Here is a 16,492-nt window from a genome sequence, read left to right as displayed (position 1 = left end):
CTATGCTTCCTTTTCTTTTCTTTCGACTTGAGGGTATAATTTATTTAATGTATCAACGACAATCATTTGTTCATTTTCCTCGTACAAATCCGGCATTATGTTTTTTACGAACCCTACAAAAGTTGATTGTTCAGAATCTGTTTCATCCAAAATTATTATTCTCGGGTCATCTAAACACTTCAATTTTTGTATTTCAGGATTTGTAATATAATTAGCTATGATAAGTGTAAATGACGGTATTGACAATGCTTGGTATATTATATCATTTATATGTTCATCATAGAACGAATAACCTAAACAAAACAAAACAGATTGAGGTTGTATAATTGCTTGTGAAAATTGACGAAACAATTCAGAATATGGCAAATCTAACGTAAATGTCTTTTTGCTAACACATGGATATATAATAATCTGTTTGTCAATAGATGGTTCAAATCTTCCATTCATAGTTACCTCATTTATCCCATAGACGTTTGATGGAGTAGGCTTTGAGGAAACCCACGATAATGAGCCATGCATTTTATAATATCTCAAAACTTTTTCTGCACGATGAACCTTTCCAGAAACACTTTGTCCAGGATAGTAAATATCATAATCATATACTTCCGGTCTGAAACAACGATTATGAACGCCCATGAATCCATTTATATAATGGACACCCAAATTGTCTAATGCGTAATCAAAAGCCATATCATAATTTGTAGTAAACAGATTTGCCCGTCGCAAATTATTAGGCCTTTGAAGTAATTTCTTTATAAATTTTTCGTGATAATAATATCTGTTAGCTTGCAAATTTTCATCACATTTATAATTATCATTGAGCTCTGTTTTATTTGTATCGCATTTATCGAAAAGCCATTTTTGCATTTCGACAATTTTATTGTTTATATCACAGGCGCACACATGTTTTTGTTCTCGGAGAAACCTATCCGCTTGAAGACAATTAAACAAATCTTCATATGATGGAATATTTGCATCTTCACCAAAATATTTAGTTATTTCAGAAGCACAAGACGCCTTTAAATCTTCTGGAAGAGTTCTTATGATGGGAGCACCCAAATGAAAACTTGTCCCAGCTCCTGCTAAAACACTAACATTTTCCAATTCGAGGTATTTTTTTACCTTCAATTTTATTTCTTGAATATCTTTACTATCTTCCATATTCATTCGTCGATGTTTTCTTTAATATCCTTCCTTTTATTAAAGGAATTTCAGCACTACTTAAAAATATCTTATTGGGGATATTCATCATGCCAACGTTGTTTGTTACTCCCTAGTATCATTATGCAAAAATAGCATGTTCTAATTCTTTGAATACGTTGGTATCAGGAGTTATTAACGGAGCTAAAGTATCTCGCATGAAAGGCTCCTGAGTATTCCCGCACTGTGATAGCCCAAGAATACGTTTTAAAGCAACATATATTGGCCCTCCTGCCGATTTTACGTCGTCAATAGGATTTCCTCGATTTATACTGTCACTAAGTTCTGATTGTTTTGCAGCCAAGCATTCTTCAACTTTATCCTGTTTCCCTAACGACATACATAACTTAGTTATAATCTCGTCATCATATAAAAAACATTCTATGTGGCGTCTGCATAGAACTTTTATGCCTTTCGCATTACACTCTTCAACTTCTTGATCACTTTTATCATCACGATCTACAAGTTTGATTATTTTTGAGTTTTTTAAAGCTTGGGATATAATCCGCATACTTAAGTTGTTCTCATCTTCTATTTCACTACATGAACCAATTGAGATAAAAGAGGTATCAGGATAGGATGAAAAAAAGATTTTTGTATATATCTGAGCATCAAAGTCTTTGTATTTGCGTCCTCTTTTTGTACCTTCACAAAAAACGATTTGAGAGGGAGCGATAATTTTGGCAAAATCGCCAAAGGACAATTCAAGAAATTTATTCCAAATTACAGTGTTGACAGTTGTTGGAGTTAAGACAATCTGAGTGTCTGGATTAAGTTCATCGAAACATAAGAAGCATACACTACCAGGTGCTTCTTCTTCTAATTCTTTTGCTTTATTAAGCATCCCAATAGAATGAGTGGCAATCCATAATTGTGATCTTTCGGAAATAAGTTGATAGAGTTCGTTCAATAATTTAGCTTGAAGAGCAGTATGCATATGTACTTCCGGTTCGTCTATGCAATATATAGTATTGTCAAAATATTCTGATTTAATAATTATATCAAGAATTAAATCAAATGCAGCTTTCTCGCCAGCAGAAAGATTCTTATAATGGAAATTTTGGGCTGTTCCTTTGGTAAAAAAGAAACTTCCATTGCTTAACGGATCACCAATGGAAGATAACTCTAAATCTTCGAATACATTTTTGACTGAATTTCTAACACGACCAATTATTCTTTCTCTTAAAGTTTTTACAGATTCGTTATCAAATGAAGTATCATACACATTTGACAATGTTAGAGACACTATGCGCTGATAGTTCTCGGAAACAGTTGTCTCTGTTTCCATGAGGGTATTAAACCTAATATTATCAATCGGATTATTCTGTCTTGATAAACTTTGAGTTATAAAATCAGGTTCATTTCGATGAGCAGTTCTGAAATAAAACTTACCGTGGATTTCTGATTGATTCGTTAATGGGCAATCATATGTCGTCACATTAACCACATCATACAGCCAGTTACTTTCGAATTCGGTAGTTATCTCACCTGTTTTTAGATAATATGCACCATCACTTCCGTGTCTAAACCCTCGATAACGATACCAATGATTGAATGCTTCAAAAATCGATGTTTTTCCACACCCATTCGGCCCGACTAAAACAACAAGTTTTGCTGTTTCGGGAATACCACAAATGGTAAGATCTGTAAAACGTTTAAAATGTCGGAGTTTTATTTCTTTTATTCTCATATTCTACATTAATTTTAAATCCTTTGTTCGTATAATTCCACCATCAAATCATTGGAAATCAATTCTCCCGGCTGCATTTTTATGCGATATATGGGAGTTCGACTGCTGCCCAATGAAATAAAGGAGGACAAATTTAACTTTAGGCATAGATTTCCGTTCTTAGTGCCCAAATATACTTTCTCAACTTTATAATAACCATCAATCTCTCCACCAACCATAGGCAGGAAATACCTGATATCCAACACATTGATAGATGTAGGTATCTTCTCCATAGTATATGTCTTTGCGATATGACTGTCAAAATCTGAATAATCTGCATCGGTTCTCCGTACCAATCCAGTAAGGATATTCCTAAACTCCTGTTTCGGTTGTTGTTCCAAAGTTCCGACATTGTCAATGCTATCGATATGAAACTCCGTTTCAAGTTCAAACGGATCACTGACATAGAAATGTGTCTGTAAAGTTTCCAAAAGCTCTTTACTTTGAGCCGTTTCCCTTTTTATCGTTGCTGATTTTATTTTGAGAGAGTTCCATATATCGGAATCTTCATCCTTCATCAGAGCAAGAATCAGATAATTACTGTCACTCTTCGGACGATACAATTTGCCGTTCAGCCGTTGGAAATTATCCTGAATGAACTGATAGCAATCCATGCTATCACGTGGCTGCAGAGTTCTGAATGTGTAGAGTCGATTTAGAGTACCTTGAATCTTATTTCTGAATTCTTTGCGAACATACTCTCGCCATGCTGCTTGTGCACTCTTATTGTTGCGACCATACAACGATACGATGTACAAAAAGTTTACATCATAGTGGCACAACAACAGCGTATCCCTGTCAAACAGACGATTTTCAAATTGGCGGTTCAACTGTACTCCACCATCCTGCGCTTTCAACTCCTTATCATCAAAGGACAGAAATTTGCCTCCGCCAGTCTTTTTGTTAGGAATCCGGGCACTGATAAAGAAATTGGGGATAGGATTATATCCTTCAGTCAATGCATCCCTTAACTGAGGATGCGCTCCGTTACCGTCACCGTCCAAAAACAGATTCATATTCCACTGAATGACATTTCTGGCGTATGTGTATTGCTTGTATATCGATTTGTCGCCAAGTTGTGTTCTGTCATTCTTGGAACGTTTGTAATACTTGCTGTCTCCAATGTAATAAGTGAGTTCGGAAGTCAAATCAGACTGCTCGATAAGCCCTTGCCCGACAAACATGTGGTCAACCAGCTTGCCGTCTCTTTGTTCCGTCAGTTCTTTTGGCAGGTTTTGCTTGTCATTACCACTTACCAGAGTGTCAATCATGACTTCAAAAATGTGCTCGAAATCTTTTGCCAGCAAATAGTCCTCCGACTGCCTGTTCATCGCAATCTTATACTCCCTGTCAAAGAAAGCGTAACACAAATCCCATATCCGAAGAGCCTTGTCCGAGAAATATTTGTACTTGATTTGTTTCAGTCTTCGGCATCCAAGATTCCTGTCAATATAGGACTTCTTCAACTTGTCACAACTGATAAGCGGATATTGGATATTGATTTCAAAGGAGAATCCATGCGTCTCTCGAATGTAATTCAAAATGGAGAAATATATGACAAGCAGCTCCTCGTCAAAATTCACCATTTTCTTCCTGTTTACCGGCTCGATGTAAACAGGACTTCCTCTTTGTATGATGGCTTGCGATGAAGTTATGGTCTTGTTCCAGTTGATTTTGTTATAACCGGAATGAACGTTCTTGGCCACGAATGTAAAATAGTTCTGATTGTTTCTGTTGAAATCCCTTAGGGCTATTATCACATCCAGTAGAGTGTTGTGCTTCTGTTTTCGTCCTCTGCTTTCGGACTGATATTCCTTGCTTTCAAGTATATTGTCGTTGTGAGATTGTTTATATACGCTTATTGTCCGGTATATCCAAATCGAAAGTGTGGACAGGAATTCCTTCATTAAAATAAAGATATTTTCCATCCTTGTCTTTTTTGAAAAGCTTAGGCTCAATATTTTTATAGTTTGCTTCATATGACAAACGAGCATTTTTATCCCATTCACTGGCAAAAACGCACTTACCACCAACATAATGCATTGCTGTATGAAATCCACCGATACCAGCAAACAGGTCTATGAATGTATATTTTTTTTTCATCATTTCCTTTCTCAGACTACTTTACCATTTCATATAAATCTTTCAAATCACACTGCAATATCTGAGAAATCTCAATCAATTGCGGTGCACTTGGCTGTGTGGTATTGGTACACCAGCGACTTATTGTCATTTTCGACACGCCAAGCTGTTCTGCCAAATAGGTGTTTGTAATCATCTTCTCGGCTAAAATAACCCGAATGCGATTTCTATACTCTTTCTTTTCCATTGAATTTACATCTACATTTATGTGCAAAAATAAACAAATTTGTGAACATCGCCAAGCAAATAGTCTGTTATATTGATTTGGAATAAGACTGAGTGGTTTTTTGGGACAGGATGGGTACATAGACTAATTATCATCCATGCTAATTTTTCTTGAATTTCCGACTGAACTATCCCAGTTTTTCGGATAGTTCCCTACTTCCATATATTATTCAAAGCGCAATGATTAGTCATTACACCATACCAACCACTTGATTGACATGTTCTTTTATTCATCATTGTCATCTGAAAAAGTCCAGTCTTTAGTGGCATATTCCTTTTCAAACTCTTCCAAATCTTCCTTGATGCGTTCACGGAAACTCTCTTCGCTATCATCACCACTCATCATCCAATCTACACGAGTAGCATATATCTCTGCTATACGAATTTGCCGATATGCCTCCTTCATCGCATCAATCGTCTCATTCGATAGTTCCAATACATCAGCATTATACGGATAATGGTCATAATAACAATGATGGATTGAGTACAATACCGGAATCTGTTCGTCATCAGGAACATCTGACATATATCGCTTTTTCGATTGGAAAATCACCCCATCATCAAAGAATCGTCGGTCTGCGTATTTTTGTTCCGCCTTGACAATGGTTTTATCTCTCAGAAGAAAAGACTCCGCATCTTCATAGCTCCCAAAACTCATGAAATCTTTATGACTATGGTATGAGCCAAAGCAATCTTTCTCGTAAATAGTCCAATAGTCCTCTTGAATTTTCTCAGGTTTAGGTTTCAATGCCCTCGCAATATCGCGCTCAATAGTATTGGCAATCTCACGCATTGCGTATGTGCTCCTATCAAAATATCCTCCGCTCATAGTTCTTTAATTTTGTCAATTCATTTCATCAACTCAACAACATTTTCCGGCAACATCGCATTTCCGACATCATCTTTCGGTGCATTCTTAAGAAATAAGACCGGGAGAATATTGTAATTCTTGGCAAATGGCAGCAGGTTGGCTTTACGGAGAAGCTCGGCTGTAAGTTGTTTGCCATTCTCCAGATTTGTCCATTTGCATTCGCCAACTAACAAATATTTTTTATCCAGCGACTCGGCCATCACATCAATCTCTATTTGTTCCGGTTCTTTCCTCTCATTGAGAACCGGTCCCCACCAGCGTTTTGCCTTACCGTAAACAATTCCATTGACCATATTTCCCGTTACAGCGTCCCTGCATAGTTTTTCCCAATGCATACTCACATACTCCGGGAAATGGACTGCCAAAGCCTGTTCTAATGGCAAACGACGACCAAGCTCAATGAACGAACGGTTTGGTACGACAAACTGATAGTAGAATGCCATAAATGGGTCTGCAATCTTATATAGGCTCTTTTTCGCATTCTTTTCGTCAATTCCGAACGGAACATCTTTCTCTAAAAATCCGAGGTCAATAAGTTTCTTCAACGGACGTGACAGATTAGTTGCAGGCTCATTACATCTGGCAGCAATCTCAGAAAGACGATTTGCACCGGAGCCGATATAGGACATGATTGTAGAAGTCTTGACAATATCCTTCACATCATCCTGAAACAGTTTTATCGGCTCCTCGTAAAGAGTCCCATTTATCGAAAGGATATTGTGCCACAACGCATCGGAAAGTGAGTTTCTGTTTTCTCTTAGTTCCCAATAACGAGGTACACCGCCCCATACAGCATACTCTTCAACGGCACTCACAGCATCAAGGTTCAAAGCCTCCTGAATATACGGCAAACGTATCGGCGCAAGTCTCATTATCTCATCAGCACGGCCATAGAGAGGTGCAGTAGAATCAAGAAACAGTCCATACATCATATTCTGTGATGAACCACAAAGTACAAGATTATACTTCAACTGCTTCTCATCAACAAGCTTCTGCAACACTGACGGCAGTTCCGGGGATTGCTCCACAAGATATGGAAATTCATCCAAGCATAACGTGAAACGCTTGTCTGTGCGATAATTGACCGCACGAAACAGAGATTCCCAATCCGGATAAGTCAGCTTATCAAAATCAGGAAATACTTGTGCTACCACCTTTGCAAGCAAAGTTCTTTGATGTTGCCCTTCGGAACGGTCGGCAAGGAAATATACATCACTGTCCGACAACACCCTTTTGATAAGTGTTGACTTACCCAACCGCCTGCGACCGTACACTACGACCAACGAGGACTTCTCTCTTGAAAGAGCATCCCTCAGTCGTGCTGTTTCTTCTATTCTATCAACGAAGTTCATATTACGCTTTTATTATGCTATGCAAACATAATGTTTTTATAGCATAACACAAAATTTTGAGCCAAGTATTTTCCGTATGGCAAAAGAATTTAATGTAAAATGGTGTGTGATTGGGATTTATTTACTAATTTTGCACCGCTTTTGAGACAATATAAACATTAACGATGCAAAGAAACAGAATGAACATATTACCAACAACCGCAATTCTGAGCAATAAACGCACAGAATCCGTGTCAAGTGTTCATGTTTCATGCATTGAACCTCGTAGAGTAAATACTTTCCAGCGAACATAGCAAGTACTTTATTGTACTTTGAGAGAATAGAAACTGAATAGTTGGAGAGTCCTTACCAAACTTTCCAACTTTTTTTGTTATGCCCATTTGTGACAGTTGCCTTTGTGATGCTCCTCTGCCATTTCCGTCTGATGGGCTGTTAGTAACCGGATTATTAACGTGCAGTGATGCACATAAATTGAGAAGAAAATGAACTACAAATTTGACGGCAGCAAGGTGTTCTTTACATCTGACACCCATTTTTATCATGGAAATATCATTCGTTTCTGTAACAGACCGTTCAAGGATGTGGAAGTGATGAATGAGACTATAATCTCTAATTGGAACAATACAGTCGGGCAGGATGACACCATCTTTCATTTGGGCGATTTCTGTCTTGGCGGTTCGGCCGAATGGACTAAAATCCTTGACAGGTTGAACGGAAAGATATATCTGATTATGGGTAATCACGATTTGAAAAATATACGCCAAGGCTACATTGATAGATTTGAGCATGTAGCAATGCAGATGCACATAGAAATCGGCAAGCAGAGGATATATCTGAATCATTATCCCTTTTTATGCTTTGATGGTGGATACAAGGATGTGTGGCAACTGTTCGGGCATGTTCACACAAGAAAGAACAACACCGGACTTGACGCTGCCCGGCTTCAATATCTCTATCCGACACAATACGATGTCGGAGTTGATAACAACAACTTTACACCCGTTTCATTTGAACAGGTTAAAAGAATTATTACCAAACAAATAGAAAAAGGAGGACGGTGATATGAAGATACAATACATGAACGACCTGCATTTGGAGTTCAGCGATAACAGCAGGTGGCTAAAACATAATGAATTACCTGTAACAGGTGATATTCTGGTGCTAGCCGGAGATATATTCTATTTGAAAAACAAGGTTGCTCCTTTGAGCAATTTCTGGAAGTGGGCATCTGCAAATTATCGGCAGGTGCTCATTGTGCCCGGGAACCATGAGTATTACAATTATTGTGATGTGATGGACAAGGGATTGCAATGGAATAGGAAGTTCAAAAACAATGTAGGATATTATCAGAATCAGGTAGTGCGGATTGATGATACCGACTTTATCATGAGCACTTTGTGGTCTAGGATTTCTCCTATCGACGAATACTTCGTATGGAAGGGCATGAACGACTTTCGGCAGATAATGTATAATGGGAAATTGCTCCAGACAGAGGAATTCAATAAGATGCACAGTTTCTGCTTGGATTTCATCAAACAAAGTCTGGCAGAAAGCACCGCCAAACACATTGTGGTAGTAACGCATCATCTTCCTACATTAGAGGTGGTAGCCCCTCATCATAAGGGTTCTGTGCTGAATAGTGCATTTGCAACTGAACTTAGTGGGCTTATTGCTGACAGTCGCATTGATGCGTGGATTTATGGTCATTCGCATACCAACATTGATGCTGAGATAAACGGAACAAAGGTTGTTTGCAATCAGATGGGGTATGTTTTCCAAAATGAACATCTCGCCAATGGTTTTGAGCCGGGCAAGTTCCTTGTCTTGTAGCAAATATTGTCTTGGTTGATATGCCTTAAGACATCAATGTATCATATAGTAAACAAAACAGCTCGGTTTTGCATATTATATGATATGTTGTGATAGAGTATTTTCAGTTATTTGAATTTTTCGAATAACTGAAAATACTGATTTTTACCATTACATAATTATCGTAACGCAAACATCGTAATAATCACCCAGCATCCTCATTGTAAAGGGGTTTTCTTTTGGTCAGCATAACTTAACCTTACAGATTAAAACATTTTTCCACCAGAGTTTTCAAATGCTCAGTCGTAAGATTTGCCAAACCAATTTGTTCTATATAGGCAAAGTCTGCATTCTTTTTATTTATCACAAATTTCCTTTCTACGCCATCAATGCTTGCCAGCAGATGATAGTTTCCTTTATAAGTCTGCTCAACACGTATATCGCTGATGGCGTGTCCGTTGATTTCCATTGTAGCATTCTCGGCTTCGCATTCCCATTCGTCCCATGCTTTCAGGTGGTTGGCGATAGTTGACTCAACTCTGCCTATCCACGACTCCGATACCCCATTTTCAACTGCTATTGTACGGAATTGTTTCAATGAGGAAACGACATCTCTGATGATAGCATCGGGACGGCGGATTCCGTTATCACGGGCAAAATCAATGACATCCGAGCGTGTGATGTCATGCAGTTTGGTTCGAATATACATGCAATGATCCATGTTCGGCAAATAACCACCTCTGTCAATGATATAGGTAATATCGTATGCAGGAGCAAGACGCCAGGCACCATCTTCATTCATAATAAATGAAAAGTTCTTGTTATGGTCGTCTGTGTTATTCGATAGAATATTGAAGACCATTCTTCGGAATACTTCCTGACAATCCGCATCAGGCAGACGGAGCTTACGGCAAACAGATATCAATTGCTCATAACTCTCTGCATCGGGATATATGGCTGCCAAAGTCTGTGTATGAATCTTTTTTCCACCATTACGATCAAACCGTCTGGTTAAAAAATGATTGTTTCCATCCACTGAATATAACATTGACGGCATCATATTGATACCTGCCATAGTTGCCAACTTATAATAAGTCATTTCTAATTCTGCCGAACAATATTCGGAGTTACCAAATTTGAGAAGATAATAGTCATATCCTTCCAAAGCTGCAATTTGACCGCTTCGTATCTCTCCTGTTTCTCTGTTTATCGCAATAATCGCTTTCGGCTGACGCCCCCCAGCGGATGTACCTACAGTCAACAAAGATTGCATGGTTATGGACTCCTCCGGCATAATACGGGCATTCTCCCTTTCTACAAAAATGCGTTCTGCCAAATCTGCCAACGACTTAACATCTATTTTTTCTGTTCTTCGCTCCCTGTTAGTTTCCGGAATAAATTCTAACGCTCCCATTCCTCGTCTGCCAATAAACGAGAGCTTATCCAACGGATTTATCTCTGAATTGGATATTTTTTGCTGTTGACGCCATAAATCAAACAATTGGTTACCCCAGGCATCAGGCAATGAATCTGCGACAAATGCCGGAAGCTTCTGGTAAATCTTGGCATCTTCACCCCAAACAGGCAACAGCCCTCTGGTACCGTCAACAGGTGCAACCAAAGGGGATATATTCAATCCTTTTCTGATAAAATCGGGATTATATGTGAAATAAGAAAGATGTCGGCGTTCATCCCAAGCCAAGCGACCAATTTCTTCTTCCCAAAGTATTATTTTTAACGACTTCATCATATCTGTATGTCTTATTTAGAGTGTCTGATTCGTTGCGCTTTTTTCTCATTTTCACGCATAAGATAAGGCGATTCGGGCAATTCCGGCAAAATATCGTCTAAAGAATTAATCTGACCTACCACCTTCAACAAGAGAATAAATGTTGACAATGAAAGATTGCCTGCCGTACCATTTTCAAACTTGTGTATGGTAGTCAGTCCGACACCTGAGAGTTCCGACACTTCTTTTTGTGTCAGATTGCACCGCATTCTATATTCCTTAAAACGAGTCCCCAACATGCGTACTAGCTCAGGAGTGGAGTATTCAAACAAATCTTTCATATTTATATATCATTATACTGATAATTAAATACTATATATCGCCATTATATTCACTATATTGATATTTACAATACAAAAGTAGTAATATGTTTTGAAATAGCCAACGAATGCGCATAATTATTGACTTGCCAAAAGAAAAAGATACTCAACTTGACTTTAATGACCGTTATTATATAGGGATATTCAGTAAATGTCCCTAAAAAGTAAGATGGCATATAAAGTTGATAGAGTATAATCACTTTATATGCCATTATTATTGCCCTTTTTCTGTGTTTTTTCACATAATCCTATCTTGTTAGACACGACGCTTCGGAAGAGGTCTGATGACCCCTTCTGGTTCTGTCGGTAAATTTATGTCATGCCGCTTTATCCGCCCGGTTCCTGATTTTATCTATCATCAGTATGGCATTTGCCGTATGTATTCCAAAGAAAATCCATAGGATTTCCGTCTTCCTGTTCCGTGCCTTTATCCTTGAGAGTGAGTAATGCTGCTTCTGTGTGCCGAAGCTGCCTTCAAGTCGGGTGGCCCTTTCTTTTGACAGTTCACTTCTGAGAACCTTTCTCAAGGATTCATCCCTGGCCGCCCTTCCCTTGCGTACAAAGGATGTGGATATTCCATATTTTGTACAGAACTTTCTGTTGGCATTATTGGCATATATGGAATCGGCAGCCACGCATCTTACCCTCACATTCATGAGCTTCTGCTGCATGCGGATACAGTCCTTCAGGCGTATACCTTCGTTGAAAGCCTTGAACGAGAGGTGTTCGATGAACGATATGCCGTCTATCTGTATGTTGTTGACCTTCGCACCGAACTCGACGGACTTTGTTTCCTTGCCTCTTACAATGGGACGTACATAATGACGGTCAATGCTGACGATGCGGTCCCTGACCTTCCTGCCTTCAAACAACTCCTTTTCCTGTACAAGAACCTTTCTGATGATGGAAAGACGCTTCTGGTAATCCTGGGTATATCGGAGTGAGGTTCCATGTTCTCTATGGATTTCATCCCTCTGTATGAGGAGCTTTTCAAGGAGTCTGATCATACGACGCTTGAGCATCCTTGTCCTTGAAGCCTTCCTCTTTCTCTTCTTGCAGTAGGACAGATAGGACTTCGCCACATCCGCATACTTGTTGCGCGGACGCCTTATACCCAAATCTCTGCAATGAAGGCAGATTTGCCTGTAGAGCCATTCCAGACTTTCCCAAAGGAGTTTCATATCCGTAGGAAAACGCATATGGCTCTCATAGCATGTGGCATCGGTCATACAGACGTGAAGGCTGTCAAGATAGGGTTTCCAGTGTGAAGCCAGCACTTCCTGGAGGGAATCAACATCAAGACGGGACGCTATCTCATTGCGGATGGCACTGACTATCTTGTAGTTGGTTATGGGAAAGGACGGATTTATCATAATCCCGCAGAACATCTGGTAGTGTATGTTCCCGTTAAGATGTTCCACCAGCTGCCTGTCAGAGAATCCGGTGTACGCCTTCAGGACCATAAGGGCGATCTTCGCCGAAGGACTGAAGATGTTCCTGCGTCCCAGTCGCTGTTCCGACAGGCCCATGGTCTTTGCCATACGCTCAAACGGAAACACCGAATGAAGCCTGCCAAGCTCACTCTCATGAAAACTCTTGCGATATTTTTCTATAATATCAAATTCTGTAAAGCCCAAAGTAGGGTGAATTTCCGAAATATTTTGTATCTTAGCCATATCTTTGTTGGGGAATTTCCCCCGTTTTGGATTCCAAACCTTATTTGCGGGGGAATACCTAAAGATACAAAAAAGCCAACTAATTCGCAACATTTTGTGTATGAATTAGTTGGCTAATTTTATACTATTTACTGAATATCCCTAATTAAGATATTCTTTATGTTGTTATGGTCGATTGGATGGAACAAAGTCTATGCGTGTGTATGGATGAAGAGCTTGTCAATTCGGGCTGGAATGAACAGGGGATAGGGCTAGGATAAAAAATAACCTGAAAGTTGTTGCTTTCAGGTTATCAATTATTTTATCGTTGAGGGTGTCCGCCACCTTGACGACCTCTTTGTTGCCACTCTTTCATGCGTTTTTCTTCGTTGGCTTTGTAGGTTTTATATTGCTCTTCGGTCAATACTTTTTTTAGTTCGGCGTCTGCAGCTTCACGGTCTTTTTTCATTTGATCACGCATGGCTTCACGGTTATCCCGGTTTTTCTGCATGGCTTCTTCACGCTTTTTGAACGATTCGGTATACCATTTTTTCAGGTCTGCCTGTTGTTTGTCTGTCAACTTTAATTCGGTGGTCAGGCGTTCGACCGTCCGGGTCGCTTGCTGTTCCGGAGTCATTCGTTCACGCGGGCCCCTTTGTTGGGCATTTACTGTTATGGCCAGGAACATCAATAATGTGGTGGCTAAGAATACTAACTTTTTCATAATCGCTTTTTTAGTTCAATAAATGTTTTCTATAAAAATTGGTTTTATATTATATAAGACAATCTATCCGAACAAAGGTTTATAGCATATGAGAGATTATTTAGTTGTTATTCCAGGTAGAGGCAAGTTGCTGGAAGTAAATGACATCTTCCCATTCATTACCCCTTTTTAACCATTGTTTCCGGTAACCGGTTTGGGTAAAGCCCGTGGCTTCGAAGAGTTTCAGACTGGCCACGTTACAACTGGGCACACTACTGTATACCTGATTCAAGCCCAGGGTTTCGAAACAATAATCCAGCATGAGCTTAATCGCCGAGCTGGCATAGCCTTGTTTGCGGTTTTCCATATTGTGAATCATGATTCCCAGGCCGGCCCGCTGGTGATAAGGGTCGAAATCGTACAGGTCGATCAGTCCGATGGGCTCTTGGGTATCGACACGTGTAATCATCAGCCGCAATTGCTTGCTGGTATAAATGTCTACATGGGCATTTTCAATGTATTTTTTCAGTGTGAAATGAGAGAATGGGGTCAGGGTGTCACTGACATCCCAAAGGTCCATATCGTTTTCCCACTTGTAGAGGTACTCCAAATCTTCGGGTTCGAGTGCCCGGATCAGAATGTTTTCATCTTGCATCATAAGTTTTGTCATTTATTCTATGGTCAATATTCATATCTATAATAGGGCCTAATTTTCCTTCCTGGTATTCCCGGATGCAGGCTTGTGGGTATAATCGGCGAATAGGGATTAACGCTTGACGGGCAGTGTCCAGTGCATGGTATTGAGAGAAAATATACCGGTATAATTCACCCATCCGGATGATCTTTATTTTGTTGCTTTCTGTTAGAATCGGATCTGCCGGTGTATCGAACGACGTGAATAATTGTATGGTATAGTTTTTACCCGGGAGAGTATCCCGGAAGTCGTATTCTCCGAAAGAAAAGGAGGATACGACTTTATTTTGCGGACCTGCAAAGGCCGAAGAATAGTGCCGACTCGTTACCATATTATTGTTTTGTTTGCTTCTGGATAAAGATTGACCTAAGAGAGCGGAATGAAAACCGCAGTAAAACAGACATACTGTAATCAATCCTTTTCTTAACTTTTCCCTTATCCGAATGGAAATTTCCATCTTTTACAAATATAGTTTTTTTACTCCGTATTTAACTCCTTTTGGCTTGTAATTAATTTATCATTTATATTTTCACTACCTTTGCCTGGGTAATACGTAATCGAAGATAAAATGTTTGATTTGTTGTGTATCGTCGGACCGACTGCGAGTGGAAAGACGAATTTGGCTGTTCGTTTGGCTGCTGCATTCGGCGGAGAGATCATCAGTGCCGATTCCCGGCAAGTATATCGGGGGATGGATATCGGGACCGGTAAGGATCTGGATGAGTATGTATGGGAGGGGAAAAAAATTCCTTACCATTTGATCGATATTGTGGAGGCTGGGTATAAATATAATGTCTTTGAATATCAGTCGGACTTTGTGAAGGTTTGGGAAGATTGCAGGCAGCGGGGTGTTTTGCCTGTGTTATGCGGTGGAAGTGGCTTGTATGTGGAGGCTGTGTTGAAAGGGTATAAGTTACTGGCTGTACCGGTCGACGAGGATTTGCGGGCTTCATTGGCCGGACTGTCTTTGCCGGAATTGGCCGCTCGTTTGGCGACATATAAGAAATTACATAATACGACAGAGATAGATACACCTAAACGGGCCATCCGGGCGATAGAAATTGAAGAATATTATAAGACACATCCTTATGAGGAGAAAGACTTTCCTCAGATCCATCCTTTGGTTGTCGGGGTAGGTGTGAGCCGGGAGGTGAGGCGTGAGCGTATCACGCAGCGATTACATGCCCGTTTGCAGCAGGGCATGGTGGAGGAGGTGGAACGGATTTTGCAAAGTGGTGTGAAGCCCGAAGATTTGATTTATTACGGTTTGGAATATAAATACCTGACGCTGTACCTGACCGGACAGTTGGGCTATGAGGAAATGGTGCAACAATTGAACGTGGCCATTCATCAGTTTGCTAAACGGCAAATGACCTGGTTCCGGAAAATGGAACGCGATGGATTCGATATCCATTGGTTGGAATTCGGGATGCCTATGGAAGAAAAAGTAGAGGTCGTAAAAAGGTGGTGGCTCACTCCTGATAACTGAGTTCTTCCAGTATATTTTCAGCTAAAAACTTTTTGTCTTCGGGAAATATTTGCAGTATGTCGGTTAATTTTGTCCGTTGTTCTGGCATCAGGTGAGGGACCAGGTTTTCAATCACTGTGGAAGCTTCGAAAGCTACAGTAAAATCGTCCTCCTGCAAGATTTGTAAAAAATGATCTAAATAGGAGGAGTAGTCCAATGAAGATTCCCAGACAATCCGAAGTAATTCCTTCTTGAGCGTTCCTTCGGAAGTCTGTTCCAGTTTTTGGATTAACAGGTCTTTGAACTGATTATCTTTAATATCGGCCAGCAAATTGGCGATGATAGTGATTGTCGACGGTGCGAGAGGCTGGGACAGGATGTCCAGTAATTTACCGGCAATAACCAGGTCGCCGTTTTCCTTTACGGTATCGACAGCTTCTGCGATTGCTTCGGGATCTCCGCTGCTGATTTTCTTTAGTATTTCCTCGTTATTTTCCATCGTATTTTATTTTGCCGCGAAGATAAAAAAAAGAGC

The 16,492-nt window shown here is 39.8% G+C and carries 17 protein-coding genes; 3 read left to right on the top strand and 14 right to left on the bottom strand.

Going from position 1 to position 16,492, the window contains the following annotated elements:
* From ODOSP_RS09040 to ODOSP_RS09010, 7 genes are all read right to left on the bottom strand, one after another.
* Positions 1-1,167 carry an SIR2 family protein gene (locus ODOSP_RS09040; protein ID WP_013612034.1) on the bottom strand — a complete coding sequence of 389 codons (1,167 nt, stop codon included), beginning with the start codon at positions 1,165-1,167 and terminating at the stop codon, positions 1-3.
* A 115-nt stretch (positions 1,168-1,282) separates the two neighbouring features.
* A complete protein-coding gene (locus tag ODOSP_RS09035) occupies positions 1,283-2,890 on the bottom strand; it encodes an AAA family ATPase (RefSeq protein ID WP_013612033.1) in 1,608 nt (535 codons plus the stop codon).
* Positions 2,891-2,904: 14 nt separating this feature from the next.
* Entirely contained in the window at positions 2,905-4,857 is a 1,953-nt protein-coding gene (locus ODOSP_RS09030; protein WP_013612032.1) for an LlaJI family restriction endonuclease, read from the bottom strand.
* Positions 4,778-5,035 carry a DNA cytosine methyltransferase gene (locus ODOSP_RS18790; protein WP_049782876.1) on the bottom strand — a complete coding sequence of 86 codons (258 nt, stop codon included), beginning with the start codon at positions 5,033-5,035 and terminating at the stop codon, positions 4,778-4,780. The genes ODOSP_RS09030 and ODOSP_RS18790 overlap by 80 nt, the downstream gene beginning before the upstream one ends.
* A 13-nt stretch (positions 5,036-5,048) precedes the next feature.
* Positions 5,049-5,258 carry a helix-turn-helix transcriptional regulator gene (locus tag ODOSP_RS09020; RefSeq protein WP_013612031.1) on the bottom strand — a complete coding sequence of 70 codons (210 nt, stop codon included), beginning with the start codon at positions 5,256-5,258 and terminating at the stop codon, positions 5,049-5,051.
* Between the two features lie 264 nt (positions 5,259-5,522).
* The gene (locus tag ODOSP_RS09015; RefSeq protein WP_013612030.1) at positions 5,523-6,125 is read right to left on the bottom strand and encodes a hypothetical protein; all 603 of its coding nucleotides are present in this window, start codon (positions 6,123-6,125) and stop codon (positions 5,523-5,525) included.
* A gap of 20 nt (positions 6,126-6,145) precedes the next feature.
* Positions 6,146-7,519, bottom strand: a complete 1,374-nt coding sequence (locus ODOSP_RS09010) for an ATP-binding protein (RefSeq protein WP_013612029.1) — start codon at positions 7,517-7,519, stop codon at positions 6,146-6,148.
* Positions 7,520-8,001: 482 nt separating this feature from the next.
* Between ODOSP_RS09010 and ODOSP_RS09005 the strand changes: the two genes are divergently transcribed.
* Positions 8,002-8,580, top strand: coding sequence for a metallophosphoesterase (locus ODOSP_RS09005; RefSeq protein ID WP_013612028.1), 579 nt, complete (start codon positions 8,002-8,004; stop codon positions 8,578-8,580).
* Between the two features lies 1 nt (position 8,581).
* Entirely contained in the window at positions 8,582-9,349 is a 768-nt protein-coding gene (locus tag ODOSP_RS09000; protein WP_013612027.1) for a metallophosphoesterase, read from the top strand.
* A gap of 238 nt (positions 9,350-9,587) precedes the next feature.
* Here ODOSP_RS09000 and ODOSP_RS08995 read toward each other — a convergent pair whose 3' ends face one another.
* From ODOSP_RS08995 to ODOSP_RS08970, 6 genes are all read right to left on the bottom strand, one after another.
* Positions 9,588-11,078: a type II toxin-antitoxin system HipA family toxin gene (locus ODOSP_RS08995; RefSeq protein ID WP_013612026.1), complete on the bottom strand. Its 1,491-nt coding sequence runs from the start codon at positions 11,076-11,078 to the stop codon at positions 9,588-9,590.
* A gap of 11 nt (positions 11,079-11,089) precedes the next feature.
* The gene (locus tag ODOSP_RS08990; RefSeq protein WP_013612025.1) at positions 11,090-11,398 is read right to left on the bottom strand and encodes a helix-turn-helix domain-containing protein; all 309 of its coding nucleotides are present in this window, start codon (positions 11,396-11,398) and stop codon (positions 11,090-11,092) included.
* A 356-nt stretch (positions 11,399-11,754) separates the two neighbouring features.
* Complete coding sequence (locus tag ODOSP_RS08985; protein ID WP_080705330.1) at positions 11,755-13,113, bottom strand: transposase; 1,359 nt, start codon at positions 13,111-13,113, stop codon at positions 11,755-11,757.
* 301 nt (positions 13,114-13,414) lie between these two features.
* On the bottom strand, positions 13,415-13,816 hold the full coding sequence (locus ODOSP_RS08980) for a DUF4890 domain-containing protein (protein ID WP_013612023.1): 402 nt from the start codon (positions 13,814-13,816) through the stop codon (positions 13,415-13,417).
* Between the two features lie 100 nt (positions 13,817-13,916).
* Positions 13,917-14,453: a GNAT family N-acetyltransferase gene (locus ODOSP_RS08975; protein WP_013612022.1), complete on the bottom strand. Its 537-nt coding sequence runs from the start codon at positions 14,451-14,453 to the stop codon at positions 13,917-13,919.
* Positions 14,440-14,820, bottom strand: coding sequence for a hypothetical protein (locus ODOSP_RS08970; RefSeq protein ID WP_140398549.1), 381 nt, complete (start codon positions 14,818-14,820; stop codon positions 14,440-14,442). The genes ODOSP_RS08975 and ODOSP_RS08970 overlap by 14 nt, the downstream gene beginning before the upstream one ends.
* A gap of 237 nt (positions 14,821-15,057) precedes the next feature.
* Between ODOSP_RS08970 and miaA the strand changes: the two genes are divergently transcribed.
* Complete coding sequence (gene miaA, locus ODOSP_RS08965) at positions 15,058-15,978, top strand: tRNA (adenosine(37)-N6)-dimethylallyltransferase MiaA (RefSeq protein WP_013612020.1); 921 nt, start codon at positions 15,058-15,060, stop codon at positions 15,976-15,978.
* On the opposite strand, the gene ODOSP_RS08960 is transcribed toward miaA, so the two are convergent.
* Entirely contained in the window at positions 15,962-16,456 is a 495-nt protein-coding gene (locus tag ODOSP_RS08960; protein ID WP_013612019.1) for a hypothetical protein, read from the bottom strand. The two genes, miaA and ODOSP_RS08960, sit on opposite strands and share 17 nt — an antisense overlap.
* Between the last annotated feature and the right edge of the window lie 36 nt (positions 16,457-16,492).

The organism is Odoribacter splanchnicus DSM 20712, assembly GCF_000190535.1.
Classification (GTDB): Bacteria; Bacteroidota; Bacteroidia; order Bacteroidales; family Marinifilaceae; genus Odoribacter; species Odoribacter splanchnicus.
This window is presented reverse-complemented; position numbering and strand designations above follow the sequence as displayed.

Coding starts and splice junctions, on each gene's coding strand:
- ODOSP_RS18790 (WP_049782876.1), bottom strand. CDS start 5,035: ATGATGAAAAAAAAATATACATTCATAGACCTGTTTGCTGGTATCGGT.
- ODOSP_RS08985 (WP_080705330.1), bottom strand. CDS start 13,113: ATGGCTAAGATACAAAATATTTCGGAAATTCACCCTACTTTGGGCTTT.
- ODOSP_RS09015 (WP_013612030.1), bottom strand. CDS start 6,125: ATGAGCGGAGGATATTTTGATAGGAGCACATACGCAATGCGTGAGATT.
- ODOSP_RS09020 (WP_013612031.1), bottom strand. CDS start 5,258: ATGGAAAAGAAAGAGTATAGAAATCGCATTCGGGTTATTTTAGCCGAG.
- ODOSP_RS09030 (WP_013612032.1), bottom strand. CDS start 4,857: ATGGAAAATATCTTTATTTTAATGAAGGAATTCCTGTCCACACTTTCG.
- ODOSP_RS08975 (WP_013612022.1), bottom strand. CDS start 14,453: ATGATGCAAGATGAAAACATTCTGATCCGGGCACTCGAACCCGAAGAT.
- ODOSP_RS08960 (WP_013612019.1), bottom strand. CDS start 16,456: ATGGAAAATAACGAGGAAATACTAAAGAAAATCAGCAGCGGAGATCCC.
- miaA (WP_013612020.1), top strand. CDS start 15,058: ATGTTTGATTTGTTGTGTATCGTCGGACCGACTGCGAGTGGAAAGACG.
- ODOSP_RS09040 (WP_013612034.1), bottom strand. CDS start 1,167: ATGAATATGGAAGATAGTAAAGATATTCAAGAAATAAAATTGAAGGTA.
- ODOSP_RS08970 (WP_140398549.1), bottom strand. CDS start 14,820: ATGGTAACGAGTCGGCACTATTCTTCGGCCTTTGCAGGTCCGCAAAAT.
- ODOSP_RS09035 (WP_013612033.1), bottom strand. CDS start 2,890: ATGAGAATAAAAGAAATAAAACTCCGACATTTTAAACGTTTTACAGAT.
- ODOSP_RS08995 (WP_013612026.1), bottom strand. CDS start 11,078: ATGATGAAGTCGTTAAAAATAATACTTTGGGAAGAAGAAATTGGTCGC.
- ODOSP_RS09000 (WP_013612027.1), top strand. CDS start 8,582: ATGAAGATACAATACATGAACGACCTGCATTTGGAGTTCAGCGATAAC.
- ODOSP_RS09010 (WP_013612029.1), bottom strand. CDS start 7,519: ATGAACTTCGTTGATAGAATAGAAGAAACAGCACGACTGAGGGATGCT.
- ODOSP_RS09005 (WP_013612028.1), top strand. CDS start 8,002: ATGAACTACAAATTTGACGGCAGCAAGGTGTTCTTTACATCTGACACC.
- ODOSP_RS08980 (WP_013612023.1), bottom strand. CDS start 13,816: ATGAAAAAGTTAGTATTCTTAGCCACCACATTATTGATGTTCCTGGCC.
- ODOSP_RS08990 (WP_013612025.1), bottom strand. CDS start 11,398: ATGAAAGATTTGTTTGAATACTCCACTCCTGAGCTAGTACGCATGTTG.